The organism is Taylorella asinigenitalis ATCC 700933, assembly GCF_000687755.1.
Taxonomy (GTDB): domain Bacteria; phylum Pseudomonadota; class Gammaproteobacteria; order Burkholderiales; family Burkholderiaceae_B; genus Taylorella; species Taylorella asinigenitalis.
This window is the reverse complement of sequence record NZ_JHXN01000003.1, coordinates 85,683-99,565: the sequence shown is the minus strand read 5'-3', so window position 1 is coordinate 99,565 and position 13,883 is coordinate 85,683. Positions and strand designations below refer to the sequence as shown.

Sequence of the window (13,883 nt, the reverse complement as noted above, 5' to 3'; positions counted from 1 at the left end):
AGGGGATACTGTACAGCCTATGTTATCCAACCATAAAAAACACAATATATATTCAATTGTATTTGATAAATCTGTAGATGATGGCTCTGCTTATCTAGTAGAAGAAGTAAGGACTGGTAAAAAACATCTAGCTTTAACAACTATGTACAAAAGAAAGCGTACGAGTACTGCCACTAAAACTAAAAGTTATAGCCTTGACTCCTACGTGCTAAACGATACGCTTTCTAATCAAAGTGTAATAGATAATCCTAAACCACGCAATAGTTTATATACGGTTGAAGCAGTGGATACTAATGAAAAGTCCTCTGCGGTATCTTGGGTAACGACAGAGATTGAAAAAGAATTTCAAGGTCTGGAGCGCCCACCCCACACAGAGGACGTAAATATATTAGCAAAAATTGTAGATGATTTCAATAGCGATAAAGAAAAATACAACACTCAATATAAACTTATAAGAGACGCAGTAGATAGAGCAACAGGAAAACATAAAGATAAGGTTAACTTAATTAGTAGAGCGGATTTTGCTAGAGTCTTGGCTAATCGTGGTAAGTCTGCAGATTATATAGAGACTAACTATGATACTGTAAACGCTTATTTTGATACAGCCTCTAAAGAGATTAATGTAGTTTATAACAAATCAAATATGACCCCTGAGCTTGCTGCATTTGCTGCATGGCACGAGTTAGGACATTATGGATTTAGATTACCACGCTCTCAAGAGTATAAGGTAGTACTAGATACAGCCAGTAAGCATCCTCTAATTAAAGAGCTATCTAAAAAGATGAGGGATAATTACGCAATTGATAACGTAATACTTAGCGATGAAAAGGCTATAGAGGAGGCAATAGTAGAGATTTTTGCTGCCTCTCAAACAGGGGATTTTGACCACTTAGCTAACCAATGGAACTTAAATATAAGCCCTGAGTTAAGAGGAAATAAAGATACTACATTTAATAGAATAATCAATAAGATTAAAGAAATATTAAATGCAGTACTTGGTACGAAGTTAACTGACAAAGGGTTATTAGAAATTCTATCTAGCTTAAGACAAGACCTTGATAGCATAGATGTTAACAATTCAGATAGTGCAGATGAAATCAACAATGAGGATATTGGATATAGCTTAGATAGTGGCAAAATTAGTATAAGAGAGATAGAGGAGAAATCTAACTCTAAGGGTAAAGCAACAAAAGCACAAATAAGGGAAAGGTTTGAGAAGTTTGCAGATGCTAAACCTTTACGTCTAACTGGCAATGAAATTCCATATCATGGTAATAAAGAAAAATTTTAGAGAAATGCTTTAGAGTATGGGAAGTCTTTACGTGGGAAATATGAAAATAAGGATACAGGAAAAGAGGTTGAATTAGTTTATAGAGGTATACAAGAAGTTTTACAACACGACTTAGATAATGTAGACCATATAGAAAGTGTTTCTGGAGTACCGTACTTTATAAAAAATGGTATTTACTTAGATACCTTTGTAAATGAAAACTTAGATAAGAAACACATCATAGATTTTGATTATTACTTATCTAGCAAAGAATTAGGAGATAAAGAATATATTGTTTAGTCAGTAGTTGCAAATGTTAAAGGTGGTAATAACTATTATGACCATAAACTAACTGAAATGGAAAAAGGTGAGTTCCTATCGTCCGCTCACCAGATAACACATCGGGCACATGGATATGAAAACTCACCTTTATTCGATATAGATGATAAACGATTATTGCAGATTTTGCAAGTGCCTAATTTTGAGGGCTTCCATTACTCTAAGAGTAAGAAAAAAGTAAGCACAGACTCTAGCAACGACGCCAATGACGACCTTTTTGATTATGGTTTTCAAGATTCAAGAAAGGTTTTAGACTTTAAAAAACTAAAGATAAACCTAAGTAAGGAATCTATAGATCAGTTAGATAAGATAGATAAATTAAGGAATGACGACCAATATGAAATAAGCGGTAATGAAGAATTCTTGGATTATATAACGCAAACAGATTTGACTAAAGAGATAATTGATATCCTTGTGAAATTTGGGTATAAAGATGTTAGGCGTAAGATGGTTAATCAAAAAAATATATCAGATAAGTCTTTGGAAAACATAAAGATAAGGTTAACTTAATTAATAGGGAGGATTTTGATAGAGTCTTGGCTAATCGTGGTAAGTCTGCAGATTATATAAAGACTAATAACGATACTGTAAACGCTTATTTTGATACAGCCTCTAAAGAGATAAATGTAGTTTATAACAAATCAAATATGACCCCTGATCTTACTGCATTTGCTGCATGGCACGAGTTAGGACGTTATGGATTTAGATTACCACGCTCTCAAGAGTATAAGGTAGTACTATATACAGCCAGTAAGCATCCTCTGATTAAAGATTTATTCAATAAGCATTGGGAAAAATATGAAATTAGGGTTGGAAGCAAAACATAATAATATGCAAATTATTACCCCAGATGTAAAGTTGTAAATCTCAAGTGGAATAACAATACGCAGACTATATTTAATTCTAATTTTACTTAGAATTCACTAGTTATTCCTACAGAATTGAAAGAAATATACTCTAAATTGGGTAAAGTAAATAAATTTACAGTTGGATTGCAAGCTAAAAAAATTTGAGAAATCTCTAGAATTGAAAGAGATAAGGACCTAAATCAACCTAATTATGAAAAAGTTGCAAATAAGTAAGGCCCCTTTGGAGCCTCGCACCCCTTGGGGGCCTACCACCTATGGAGTGAGGGAATATTCAAATCCCCAAACCCCATCATTATGAAATCAAATTATATAAAATCGCGTTTATCCAACTCTACACGATTCACGCGGTCCGCGCGACCTCTAATCTGAAATTCATGCACAGCAATCATAAGCATAGTTATTGACCAAAATACAAGATACTCAACACCACCGCCGTTCCATGACCATCCCCAGCCCTTAACTGTGATCAATGCCCATGTAGCCACACCTAAAATCGCAGCTCCCGCAATGCAAGCATATCTTGTGGCAATGCCCAACACCAACATCACCCCCACCAATAACTCCGACACCATGGCAATAGTCACAAAAATAGCTGCTGGATCAAATCCCGCTTTTTCGAAAAATCCTATAGTCCCTGGATTCAACCCACCGTCAACCCATTTACTTAAAGCATGCGGTAAAAAGCTAAGTCCCGACCAAATACGCAAAATATTCCACGGATTACATAATTTAAAAGATTCACCGCGAATTGAAAAATCACCTTTATAAAACATATATCCTCCTAAATTTGACAATATAAGCTTAATCCTATGTAGTCACTTAAGAAACAATCGTTACTAAGTGTTTATCCTAGAGAAGGAAACTTCATGCAACATTTATCACCTACAATTTTTGTTGGTTTTTTTAAAGCACCCCCATATATGTGGTAATATCATTTCATCAAGCCACGTGGCTTTTCCGATTGGGTTTCGGCCCGTTTACTCAGAGGAGTTATATTATGTCTTTAAAAAAATTCGCTCTAGTTGCTGCATTATCTGCTTTTGCTGCTCCTGCTTTCGCAGCTGAGTGCTCTACAGTTCTTGAAGCAAACGATGCAATGCAATACAACAAAAAAGTTATCGAAATCAGCAAATCATGCAAAGATTTTACTGTTGAACTTAAGCACGTAGGTAAAATGCCTAAAGCGGCTATGGGTCATAACTTCGTTCTAGTTAAAAAAGCCGATGCTAAAGGTGTTGCACTTGACGGCGGTAAAGCAGGTCCAGCTAAAGATTACATCCCAGAAGGTGATGCACGTGTTATTGCTCACACTAAAATGATTGGTGGTGGTGAATCAGACAAAGTTACATTTGATGTTTCAAAATTAGATCCAGCAACAGCTTATCAATACTTCTGCACATTCCCTGGACACCAAGCTATCATGATTGGTGATATCAAATTAGTAGACTAATTTTAAGTCTCAAATTTAAAAGCCCGCCTCGTGCGGGTTTTTTTGTTTTTTTACAACACAATTCTCTGTGGCAATAATCCCGCATCCCATCAATCATTTAACTCACAAAAGTTAATGTATTTTCTTAAGTTTTTATAATTTAAGTTGACAGCTTTGATCATATTTTGCAATTTACAAAGGTTGTATAAAACACACATATTTATGCTGCTCAGCCCCCAACTTTGCATTAAAACCACATTTTTTTACGATTTTTTGTATTAATACTAGCAAGAAGTCTTAAAATTTGTTTGAATATCATTAACTTCCCGAAAGGGGATAATTTTAGGGTTGTAGATATTTAAGTAATTAGATGTTTGCGGCTCGGTTTTTCAAATCTTACGGAGATTTATAAATGAAAAAGACATTATTAGTTGCTGCTCTACTTGCTGGCTTCGCTGGTGCTGTTGAAGCTAAAACTTCTGTAACTCTATATGGCCGTATCGATGCTGGTATCGGTTATTCTCAAGAAACAATTCGTTCAACTTCAGCTCAAGGTTCTAACACTAACACATCTATAGGTGCAATTGTTAATGGACAATCTAGTTCACGTTGGGGTTTAAAAGGTTCTGAAGACTTAGGAAACGGTCTTTCAGCTATCTTCCAAATTGAATCTGGTTTTGATTCTGTATTAGGTACTAACAAATCTGGTCAATTATTTAATCGTAAAGCTATCTTAGGTCTTAAAGGTGGTTTTGGTACTCTTACTGTTGGACTTCAAAATAATATTGCTGACGACCTAATTTCTCAAGGAATGGACTGGGGTAATGCAGATGCTGGTGAAGCACACGGAGCTCTATCATATCGCCTAAAAGATCTACCTACTGTTAAATTTCTTTCTAACGATAATAACGGTCTAGTTTTCGGAATTCAAGGTGGTTATAGTCGTACTGGAAAAAAAGTAGATTCTGGATCTTCTAATGGGGTAAATACGAACACTTACGATAGCTCATCATATATGGGTATAGGTATTGGTTATAAGAAAAACAAATTGTCATTCGGTATTACTTTCGATTCATTGCAAACTCGCGATAAGGAAGCTGTAGGTACTGACGCTAATGGTAATGTTAAATATGAAGTTGCAAAAACTAATGCTAAAGCATTAACAGTCGGCGGTGGTTATGACTTTGGTGCAGTTGAATTATTCTTAGGCTATGGACGTCAATGGGATGGCTTCTTCGGTGGAAAAGCTTTAGGAGTTACTCATGCTGTTCAGCAACCTGGTGGTAAAGAAGTTGAACCTATTTCAAATATGTGGTTTGCTGGCATTTCTGCACCAGTGGGTGATGCTTCAAAAGTTCACGTTAAATACTGGGGCGGTAATGCTACTCCTGACGACAATGCTCAGAACAACTATACAATCATGGGTCATGGATTTGCTTTAGGCTTCGAGCATAAACTTTCTAAACGTACTAACGTATATGTTCAAGGCACATACATGTACACTAGATCTGATGTAGAAGGTGCTCGATCTGACTCAGCTTCAGAATTCAAAGTTGGTCTACGTCACCGCTTCTAATCTAAATTATATCTAGTTAATTTAGTTCTACTACCCCCGATTATTCGGGGGTATTTTTATAAAAAAATTGATATATTTCCTTTCATATATACCTTCTAAAGTGGTAAAATCAAGCAGCTTAAAAAATATATAATCTAATATGACTGCAGAATATTTTCCCATTTTCCTCTTTATTCTCATAGCTACTGTTTTTGGAGCTTTTCTAGTTTTTACTGGAGCTATGCTAGGCCCACATAAACCAGACTCCGAAAAAAATTCTCCTTACGAATGTGGTTTCCAAGCGTTTGAAGATGCACGTATGAGATTTGATGTCAGATATTATCTCGTTGCCATCCTATTTATTCTTTTCGATTTAGAATTAGCGTTTCTTTTTCCATGGGCTATAGCAAATGATTATATCGGTCTTGTGGGATTCGGTACAGCCATGCTATTCCTTTTTATTCTTACTGTAGGTTTTATCTACGAGTGGAAAAAAGGTGCTTTGGATTGGGATTAATTCAAGGTTAATTTATGTCAGATTATTCAAATAACAAAGGTTTTTTAGTAACCTCAACAGATGCGGTTTTACATTGGTTGCGTACAGGCTCTATGTGGCCTGTTACATTCGGATTAGCCTGTTGTGCCGTCGAGATGATGCATGCAGGTGCTGCTAGATATGATCTCGACCAATTCGGCATTATTTTCCGACCTAGCCCTCGACAATCCGATATTATGATTGTTGCTGGCACACTCACTAATAAAATGGCACCAGCTTTACGCAAAGTTTATGACCAGATGGCAGAACCTAGATGGGTTGTATCTATGGGGTCTTGTGCAAATGGTGGGGGATATTATCACTATTCATACGCTGTTGTAAGGGGCTGTGATCGAATAGTACCAGTGGATATTTATGTGCCTGGTTGCCCACCTACAGCGGAAGCTTTAATATATGGCATGCTTCAGCTTCAAAATAAAATGCGTCGCACTTTAACGATAGCAAGAGAGAAGTAGGAGCATAGCATGAGATCAATTGATAACCTCAAATCCAGTATTACTCAACATTTAGGGGATAAATTTCCTATAATTGATTGTGTTGGCGAACTTACAATTGAAGTCCCTGCTTCCGATTGGGTTGATACATGTCGCACCCTACGTGATCATAAAGACTTGCGTTTTGATATTGCGGTTGATTTATGTGGTGTGGATTATTCAAAATACGGTCAACCAAGTTCAATTTCAAAAAAATCATACTCTAATCGATTTGCTGTTGTTTTGCATCTTTTGAGCACAGTACATAATTCTCGCCTAAGAGTGCGTACATTTGCTGAGGATGATGAGCTTCCTATGGTTGATTCATTAACTGATATATGGGCAAACATTGGATGGTTTGAACGCGAAGCATTTGATATGTATGGAATTGTTTTCGAGGGACATCCAGATCTTCGTAGAATTCTTACAGATTACGGGTTTATAGGACATCCATTAAGAAAAGATTTCCCTGTATCTGGTTATGTTGAAATGATTTTTGATGAAGAACAAAATCGTGTCGTTTACCAACCAGTTACTATTGAACCTCGTGAAATTACGCCTCGCATTATTCGCGAAGAAGGGTATGGAGGTTTAAAAAATGTCTGAATTACAAAACTACACACTTAATTTTGGACCTCAACACCCTGCGGCTCATGGAGTGTTACGTCTAATCCTCGAATTAAACGGAGAAGTAATCCAAAGAGCTGATCCGCATATTGGCTTGCTTCATCGTGGTACTGAAAAATTAGCAGAATCTAAGACATTCTTACAAGCATTGCCATATATGGATCGTTTAGATTATGTATCCATGATGTGTAATGAGCATGCGTATGTGATGGGTATTGAACGACTACTTGGAATTGAAGTGCCTATTCGAGCTCAGTATATCCGTGTGATGTTCGATGAAATTACTCGTATTTTAAATCACCTTATGAGCTTAGGGTCTCACGCATTGGACGTAGGTGCTATGGCTGGCATGCTTTATATGTTCCGTGAGCGTGAAGATTTAATGGACTGTTATGAAGCTGTTTCTGGTGCTCGTATGCATGCGGCTTATTACAGGGTGGGTGGTGTGTATCGTGACCTTCCAGACACTATGCCTAAGCATGAGATTGATTCAAAATATCGTAATGTTCGTGAGATGAAGCGACTTAATCAAGCTCGTGAAGGATCCTTACTAGATTTTATTGAAGACTTTACTCAAAGATTCCCTAAATGCGTAGATGAATATGAAACCTTGCTTACAGATAATCGTATTTGGAAGCAGCGCCTAGTAAACATTGGTATTGTTGAACCTGAAAGAGCTAAAGCTTTGGGATTTTCTGGAGTTATGCTCCGTGGATGTGGAATAGAGTGGGATTTGCGTCGTAAACAACCATATGAAGTTTACGATAAACTTGAGTTTATGACACCTGTTGGCGTAAATGGTGATTGCTACGATAGATATTTATGTAGAATTGCAGAATTGCGCGAAAGTAATAAGATTATTGCTCAGTGCGTTAAGTGGCTTAAAGAAAACCCAGGTCCTGTTATAGTAGACAATCATAAAATTGCACCTCCTAAACGAGAACTCATTAAATCGGGTATGGAGGATTTAATTCACCACTTTAAGTTCTTCACAGAAGGGTTTCCTGTTCCTGAGGGTGAAGTCTACTCATGCGTTGAACATCCTAAGGGCGAATTTGGAGTTTATATAATTTCTGATGGGGCTAATAAACCTTATCGCTTAAAAATCAGAGCCCCTGGATTTGTGCATTTGCAATCATTCGATGAAATGACACGAGGTCATATGATTGCGGATGCTGTTACCGTAATTGGTACGCAAGATATTGTATTTGGTGAAATTGATCGCTAGTATGTGCTAGCAAATTATTTGGTAGAACTGTATGTTGCTTTCAGAAAAAGCTTATGAATTAATTGACGCGGAACTCAAGAAATATCCTGAGGACCAGCGACAGTCAGCAGTTATGTCCGCTTTGCGTATAGCCCAAACTGAGTTGAATTGGGTATCACCTGAAGTAGTGGAGGACATTGCCACCTATTTGGGTATGCCTGTAATGGCAGTTCAGGAAGTTGCTACTTTCTATAATATGTATGAACTTCAGCCAGTTGGAAAATATAAAATTACGGTCTGTACAAATTTGCCCTGTGCTCTAAGAGAGGGTGTTCAAACGATTAATTATTTACAAGAAAAACTTGGAATTGGTATCGACGAAACATCACAAGATGGCTTAATTACTATTAAGGCGGGTGAATGTATGGGTGCGTGCGGGGACTCTCCAGTGCTGCTTATAAATAATCATCATATGTGTGTACGTATGGATAAAGCTCGTATAGATGAGCTTTTAGAAGATATTTATAAAGAAGAAGGTGTTGAGCCTAAATTTAAAAATGCTACTGTATCCGATGAAGAGCATGTGGATCCAAGTTCTATTGAGGCACCAAGTGGTTCTCCAAATATAGCAAAGGTAAATCCTTCTGAAACTATGACCTCTGGACTTAGACCTACTGATTCAGGAGAGTCTGCATGAATTTCTTAGAAAAATACTCTCAAGGTTTAGAACCAAATCCATCAGGGAATCATGAAGACAGCATGATTTTCCATGGGCGACATATCAAGCCTCAGATTTTGGCGGATTTAGATGGTTCAAACTGGCATCTTGAAGATTATGTAAAACGTGGTGGTTATGAAGCCGTAAAAAAAATCTTAACAGATGGCATGAAACCTGAGGATATTATTGCTGAGCTCAAAGTTTCTGGTTTGCGTGGTCGTGGTGGGGCAGGTTTCCCAACAGGCCTTAAATGGAGTTTTATGCCTAGGGCATTTCCAGGGCAAAAGTATGTGGTTTGTAACTCTGATGAGGGTGAGCCTGGTACCTTCAAAGACCGCGATATATTGCGATTTAATCCACATTGTGTCATTGAAGGGATGATCATAGGTGGTTTTGCTATGGGGGTTACCCGTGGCTATAACTATATACACGGTGAGATTTTCGAGATTTACGAAAGGTTTCAAGAAGCGATTCATGAAGCAAGAGCTGCGGGATATTTAGGTAATAATATTTTGGGCACTGACTTTAGTTTTGATCTTGAGGCTCATCATGGATACGGTGCTTATATCTGCGGAGAAGAGACTGCTTTGCTTGAATCCTTAGAGGGTAAAAAAGGGCAACCGCGATTTAAGCCTCCATTTCCAGCTAGTTTTGGTTTGTACGGAAAACCTACGACTATTAATAATGCAGAGACATTTGCAGCAGTTCCATGGATTATAAGAAATGGTGGTCCTGCATATCTTGAAGTTGGCCTTCCAAATAATGGAGGAACTAAATTATTTTCAATTTCAGGAGATGTAGAAAGACCAGGTACTTATGAAATTCCTCTAGGTACATCTTTTGCTACATTATTAGAATTAGCTGGAGGTATGAGAGAGGGAAGACCGCTTAAAGCCGTGATACCAGGAGGATCGAGTTCTCCTGTACTTCCTGCAGAAATCATGATGCAAACTAATATGGATTACGACTCTATTTCTAAAGCGGGTTCTATGCTTGGATCTGGGGCAGTTATCGTTATGAATGATACTCGTTGTATGGTTAAATCCCTACTTCGACTTTCACATTTTTATCAAGATGAGAGTTGCGGACAGTGTACACCGTGTCGCGAAGGTACAGGATGGCTTTACAGATTAGTTCATCGTATCGAACATGGTCATGGGCGTATTGAAGATCTAGATCAATTAGATCGTGTAGCCGGAAACATTATGGGTCGCACAATTTGTGCTTTAGGTGATGCTGCAGCGATGCCAGTACGTGCATTCTTAAAACATTATCGCGATGAATTCATCTACCATATAGAAAATAAAAAGTGCCTTGTAGCACCTTATAACTAGGACATTCATTAATTATGATTGAACTTACAATTGATGGCAGACCAGTACAAGTAGAAGACGGCAGTATGATTATCCAAGCCGCTAATAAGCTTGGAATCTATATACCTCACTTTTGCTATCACAAAAAATTATCGATCGCTGCAAGCTGTCGCATGTGTTTAGTAGAGGTAGAAAAAGTACCAAAAGCATTGCCAGCCTGTGCTACTCCTGTTACTAATGGCATGGTGGTTTATACGAAATCACCAAAAGCAAAAGCAGGGCAAGAAGCCGTTATGGAATTCTTGCTTATTAACCATCCACTTGATTGCCCTGTGTGTGACCAAGGTGGGGAATGTCAGTTACAAGACTTGGCTGTTGGCTATGGATATTCCACCTCTCGTTATGATGAAGAGAAACGAGTTATATTCCATAAAAACCTTGGGCCCTTGGTTTCAGCTGAGGAGATGTCTCGTTGCATTCACTGTACTCGTTGCGTACGTTTTGGTCAGGAAATTGCTGGACAGATGGAATTGGGCATGGTTTACAGAAATGAACGTTCTGAAATCACCAACTTCCTCGGAAAAGCGATTGAGTCAGAATTATCAGGAAATATGATTGATGTATGTCCTGTTGGAGCACTTACATCTAAACCATTTAGATTCGAAGCACGTACATGGGAGCTAGCAAGACGTGAAACTATTAGTCCACATGACAGTGTTGGTTCGAATGTGATTGCTCAAATTAAGAACAATGAAGTTTTACGCGTATTGCCAAAAGAAAACGAAGCCGTAAATGAATGCTGGATTTCAGATAAGGACAGATGGTCATACGAGGGACTTGTTACTGAAGACCGATTGACTACCCCAATGATTAAAACTACTAATAATGTTTGGAAGGAAGTAGACTGGTCAGAGGCTTTAAATTTCGTTGCGGATAATATCAGAGAAATTGTATCTAAAGAATCAAACTCATTAGGTGTTCTGGCTTCAGAGAGTAGTACTCTTGAAGAACTTTATCTTCTTAAGAAAATCACTAAACATTTGGGCTCTCAAAATATTGATACAAATCTGCGCTCTAACGATTCATTGCTTGCAAAATCAATCGAAGGTGTTCCTACGCTTGGGGTGTCTATAGCCGATTTAAGCACTGTTGATTCAGCGGTTGTTATTGGTTCGAATTTACGCAAGGACCATCCACTTTTTGCTCAGAGATTAAGACAGGCGGCGAAAAGAGGCGCAAGCATTGCCATCATAGATAGCTTTGCAGAAGACCCTAAAATTGAACTAGCGGCACGTGTTCATGTAAAACCATCTGAATTAGCTGCGAAAATTAATGAAATTTCAGATGTACTCGTTAATCATAAGGAAGATGAAGATTACGATACGAGCGATGCAAATCAACTATTTGCATCACGCATAAGTGGCTTTGAAAATTCTGTTGTTCTTGTAGGAAATGCTGTAACTAATGCTCCAAATGCATCTGAGCTTTTATTGGCTGCACAAAAATTAGCTAAATCTATGGGAGCTAAGTTAGGATTTTTAACTTCAGGCGCAAACACTGTTGGATCATATACATTAGGCACTGTTGCACGAGACGGATTAAGTGCAAAAGAGATGATTCAAGAAAAATTGAGTGCCTTTATTGTTCATAATGTAGAGCCTAAATTTGATATGGAAAATGGACTGCAAGCTCAAAAAGTGCTTGCGGATTCATTTGCAGTGGCTTTGACTCCTTATGTCTCTGCGGCTGTGGATTGGGCTAAAGTGATGCTGCCTATCGGTCCGTTTGCTGAAACTTCTGGCACATATATAAATGCAGAAGGTAGGCGTCAATCTTTTAAAGGCGTGGTTTCAGGATTAGGAGAATCTCGTCCTGCTTGGAAGGTTCTGCGAGTGCTATGTAATTTGCTTGGTGTGCCTGATTCGAATTTTAATGATTCGGATGAAATCGCAAACATTGCCATCTCTGAATCAAGACAAAATCAAACCTCAAACAATATTCTTGAAGTGGGCGGTTTGAAATCGGCTGAGGGTACATCGGCTGCCGCTAGTTCTTCAGATGATGGTAGTGCGGAAGATGCTTCTGGAGATGCTGCGAAGGGTGCCACAAAAGAAGAAGCTCCAATTATGTTTGAAAGAATTTCCGAGGTCCCTATTTACAAAACTGATGCTATCGTAAGAAGAGCTCATTCATTACAACAAACTGAAATTAGCTTATCCCCTTGCGTTCAATTAAGTAAAATCGATTTAGAGAAGCTTGAGGTTTCATGCGGTGATAGCGTTAAGTTAACGAGCGATTCTGGATCTGGTGAATTTACTGTTAGGTGCAATGAGATATTGCCTGAAGGGGTGATTCGTATTTCGCAAGGATTTGAGGAGACCATTAAGTTGGGTAATTCATACTCTATGATTAAAGTGGAGCGTGTGTGATGAATATATGGTCATGGTTTACAGACGGAATCGCACAACTTCATCTATGGGGAGCTGACTTCTTTGGTCCTACTCTATGGATGATAATTTGGTATGTATTGATGATTCTAGTAATCATCTTTCCAATTGTTATATTGGTTGCATTTTTAACATTGTGGGAGCGCAGACTCATTGCCTACATGCATGTGCGTCGAGGACCTAACCGAGTTGGGCCTGCAGGTTTGCTTCAACCGTTTGCGGACGTTCTGAAATTATTAACTAAGGAAGTCATTATCCCTGCTAAAGCAAATAAAGTTTTATATTTGCTTGCAACTTTAATTACTTTAGTTCCTGCACTTGTGACATGGGCTGTAGTTCCTTTTGGCCCTGAAGCTATATTGGCTGATATTAATGCTGGTTTGCTCTTTGTTATGGCTGTTACATCAATCGGTGTATATGGTGTTATTTTAGGGGGTTGGGCCTCTAACTCTAAATATCCTTTAATCGCGGCTATGCGTGCATCTGCTCAGATGATTTCTTATGAATTAGCTATGGGTTTTGTTCTATTAACTGTGCTCTTAGTGTCAGGCACTTTGAATATGAACGGAGTTGTACTTCAACAAACAGAAGGATGGTTTGCTGAGCATGGTATTACATTTATGTCTTGGAATTGGCTACCACTATTGCCACTATTTGTGATCTATGTAATTTCATCAGTTGCTGAAACTAATCGTCATCCATTTGATGTTGTTGAGGGTGAGTCAGAGATTGTTGCGGGTCATATGGTCGAATACTCAGGTATGGGCTTTGCGATGTTCTTCTTAGCTGAATACGCAAATATGATTTTGCTTTCTTCTATGGCGTCTATCTTTTTCTTAGGCGGTTGGACAAGCCCACTTGATTTTGCACCGTTCACTTATATTCCAGGTTGGATATGGCTTGGTATAAAAGCATTTGTTATCGTTTCATTCTTTATCTGGTTTAGGGCGACATTTCCAAGATATCGTTACGACCAGATTATGCGTTTAGGTTGGAAAATTTTCATACCATTGACAGGTATATGGTTCTTAGTTATTGCCGTATGGAAAAATTCTCCACTTAGTATTTGGAATTAGGAGT

Annotated in this window: 13 protein-coding genes and 2 pseudogenes; 14 read left to right on the top strand and 1 reads right to left on the bottom strand. The window is 38.1% G+C overall.

Going from position 1 to position 13,883, the window contains the following annotated elements; all coding sequences use genetic code 11:
- Positions 1-19: 19 nt before the first annotated feature.
- The 4 genes and pseudogenes from T432_RS08655 (at position 20) to T432_RS0103230 (ending at position 2,436) form a co-directional block, all read left to right on the top strand.
- Positions 20-1,291 carry a hypothetical protein gene (locus tag T432_RS08655; protein WP_028884160.1) on the top strand — a complete coding sequence of 424 codons (1,272 nt, stop codon included), beginning with the start codon at positions 20-22 and terminating at the stop codon, positions 1,289-1,291.
- Between the two features lie 15 nt (positions 1,292-1,306).
- Positions 1,307-1,570, top strand: a pseudogene (locus T432_RS08785) (LPD3 domain-containing protein); the annotation flags it as partial.
- Between the two features lie 57 nt (positions 1,571-1,627).
- Complete coding sequence (locus T432_RS0103235) at positions 1,628-2,119, top strand: hypothetical protein (RefSeq protein WP_028884159.1); 492 nt, start codon at positions 1,628-1,630, stop codon at positions 2,117-2,119.
- A gap of 26 nt (positions 2,120-2,145) precedes the next feature.
- On the top strand, positions 2,146-2,436 hold the full coding sequence (locus tag T432_RS0103230; protein ID WP_028884158.1) for a hypothetical protein: 291 nt from the start codon (positions 2,146-2,148) through the stop codon (positions 2,434-2,436).
- A 347-nt stretch (positions 2,437-2,783) separates the two neighbouring features.
- On the opposite strand, the gene T432_RS0103225 is transcribed toward T432_RS0103230, so the two are convergent.
- Positions 2,784-3,251, bottom strand: coding sequence for a DoxX family protein (locus T432_RS0103225; RefSeq protein ID WP_044971085.1), 468 nt, complete (start codon positions 3,249-3,251; stop codon positions 2,784-2,786).
- Positions 3,252-3,475: 224 nt separating this feature from the next.
- Here T432_RS0103225 and azu point away from each other — a divergent pair, with 224 nt between their 5' ends.
- The 10 genes and pseudogenes from azu to nuoH all read left to right on the top strand — a co-directional run bounded on the left by azu (position 3,476) and on the right by nuoH (position 13,879).
- Entirely contained in the window at positions 3,476-3,928 is a 453-nt protein-coding gene (gene azu / locus T432_RS0103220; RefSeq protein WP_028884156.1) for an azurin, read from the top strand.
- Positions 3,929-4,319: 391 nt separating this feature from the next.
- On the top strand, positions 4,320-5,483 hold the full coding sequence (locus tag T432_RS0103215) for a porin (protein ID WP_028884155.1): 1,164 nt from the start codon (positions 4,320-4,322) through the stop codon (positions 5,481-5,483).
- 139 nt (positions 5,484-5,622) lie between these two features.
- The gene (locus T432_RS0103210) at positions 5,623-5,979 is read left to right on the top strand and encodes an NADH-quinone oxidoreductase subunit A (protein ID WP_014111153.1); all 357 of its coding nucleotides are present in this window, start codon (positions 5,623-5,625) and stop codon (positions 5,977-5,979) included.
- Positions 5,980-5,993: 14 nt separating this feature from the next.
- Positions 5,994-6,473: a NuoB/complex I 20 kDa subunit family protein gene (locus T432_RS0103205; RefSeq protein WP_014111154.1), complete on the top strand. Its 480-nt coding sequence runs from the start codon at positions 5,994-5,996 to the stop codon at positions 6,471-6,473.
- Positions 6,474-6,482: 9 nt separating this feature from the next.
- Entirely contained in the window at positions 6,483-7,097 is a 615-nt protein-coding gene (locus T432_RS0103200; protein WP_028884154.1) for an NADH-quinone oxidoreductase subunit C, read from the top strand.
- Complete coding sequence (locus T432_RS0103195) at positions 7,090-8,346, top strand: NADH-quinone oxidoreductase subunit D (protein WP_014111156.1); 1,257 nt, start codon at positions 7,090-7,092, stop codon at positions 8,344-8,346. Before T432_RS0103200 ends, T432_RS0103195 begins: the two co-directional genes overlap by 8 nt.
- 31 nt (positions 8,347-8,377) lie before the next feature.
- A pseudogene (gene nuoE / locus T432_RS0103190) lies at positions 8,378-8,863 on the top strand (NADH-quinone oxidoreductase subunit NuoE); the annotation flags it as partial.
- A 155-nt stretch (positions 8,864-9,018) separates the two neighbouring features.
- Positions 9,019-10,377, top strand: coding sequence for an NADH-quinone oxidoreductase subunit NuoF (gene nuoF, locus T432_RS0103185; RefSeq protein WP_028884153.1), 1,359 nt, complete (start codon positions 9,019-9,021; stop codon positions 10,375-10,377).
- A 14-nt stretch (positions 10,378-10,391) separates the two neighbouring features.
- Positions 10,392-12,785 carry an NADH-quinone oxidoreductase subunit NuoG gene (gene nuoG / locus T432_RS0103180; RefSeq protein WP_028884152.1) on the top strand — a complete coding sequence of 798 codons (2,394 nt, stop codon included), beginning with the start codon at positions 10,392-10,394 and terminating at the stop codon, positions 12,783-12,785.
- On the top strand, positions 12,785-13,879 hold the full coding sequence (gene nuoH / locus T432_RS0103175; protein ID WP_028884151.1) for an NADH-quinone oxidoreductase subunit NuoH: 1,095 nt from the start codon (positions 12,785-12,787) through the stop codon (positions 13,877-13,879). The genes nuoG and nuoH overlap by 1 nt, the downstream gene beginning before the upstream one ends.
- Positions 13,880-13,883: the final 4 nt, after the last annotated feature.

Excerpts from the sequence above, each read along its gene's own strand:
- T432_RS08655 (WP_028884160.1), top strand. The coding sequence starts at position 20 with ATGTTATCCAACCATAAAAAACACAATATATATTCAATTGTATTTGAT.
- T432_RS0103235 (WP_028884159.1), top strand. The coding sequence starts at position 1,628 with ATGGAAAAAGGTGAGTTCCTATCGTCCGCTCACCAGATAACACATCGG.
- T432_RS0103225 (WP_044971085.1), bottom strand. The coding sequence starts at position 3,251 with ATGTTTTATAAAGGTGATTTTTCAATTCGCGGTGAATCTTTTAAATTA.
- azu (WP_028884156.1), top strand. The coding sequence starts at position 3,476 with ATGTCTTTAAAAAAATTCGCTCTAGTTGCTGCATTATCTGCTTTTGCT.
- T432_RS0103215 (WP_028884155.1), top strand. The coding sequence starts at position 4,320 with ATGAAAAAGACATTATTAGTTGCTGCTCTACTTGCTGGCTTCGCTGGT.
- T432_RS0103210 (WP_014111153.1), top strand. The coding sequence starts at position 5,623 with ATGACTGCAGAATATTTTCCCATTTTCCTCTTTATTCTCATAGCTACT.
- T432_RS0103205 (WP_014111154.1), top strand. The coding sequence starts at position 5,994 with ATGTCAGATTATTCAAATAACAAAGGTTTTTTAGTAACCTCAACAGAT.
- T432_RS0103200 (WP_028884154.1), top strand. The coding sequence starts at position 6,483 with ATGAGATCAATTGATAACCTCAAATCCAGTATTACTCAACATTTAGGG.
- T432_RS0103195 (WP_014111156.1), top strand. The coding sequence starts at position 7,090 with ATGTCTGAATTACAAAACTACACACTTAATTTTGGACCTCAACACCCT.
- nuoF (WP_028884153.1), top strand. The coding sequence starts at position 9,019 with ATGAATTTCTTAGAAAAATACTCTCAAGGTTTAGAACCAAATCCATCA.
- nuoG (WP_028884152.1), top strand. The coding sequence starts at position 10,392 with ATGATTGAACTTACAATTGATGGCAGACCAGTACAAGTAGAAGACGGC.
- nuoH (WP_028884151.1), top strand. The coding sequence starts at position 12,785 with ATGAATATATGGTCATGGTTTACAGACGGAATCGCACAACTTCATCTA.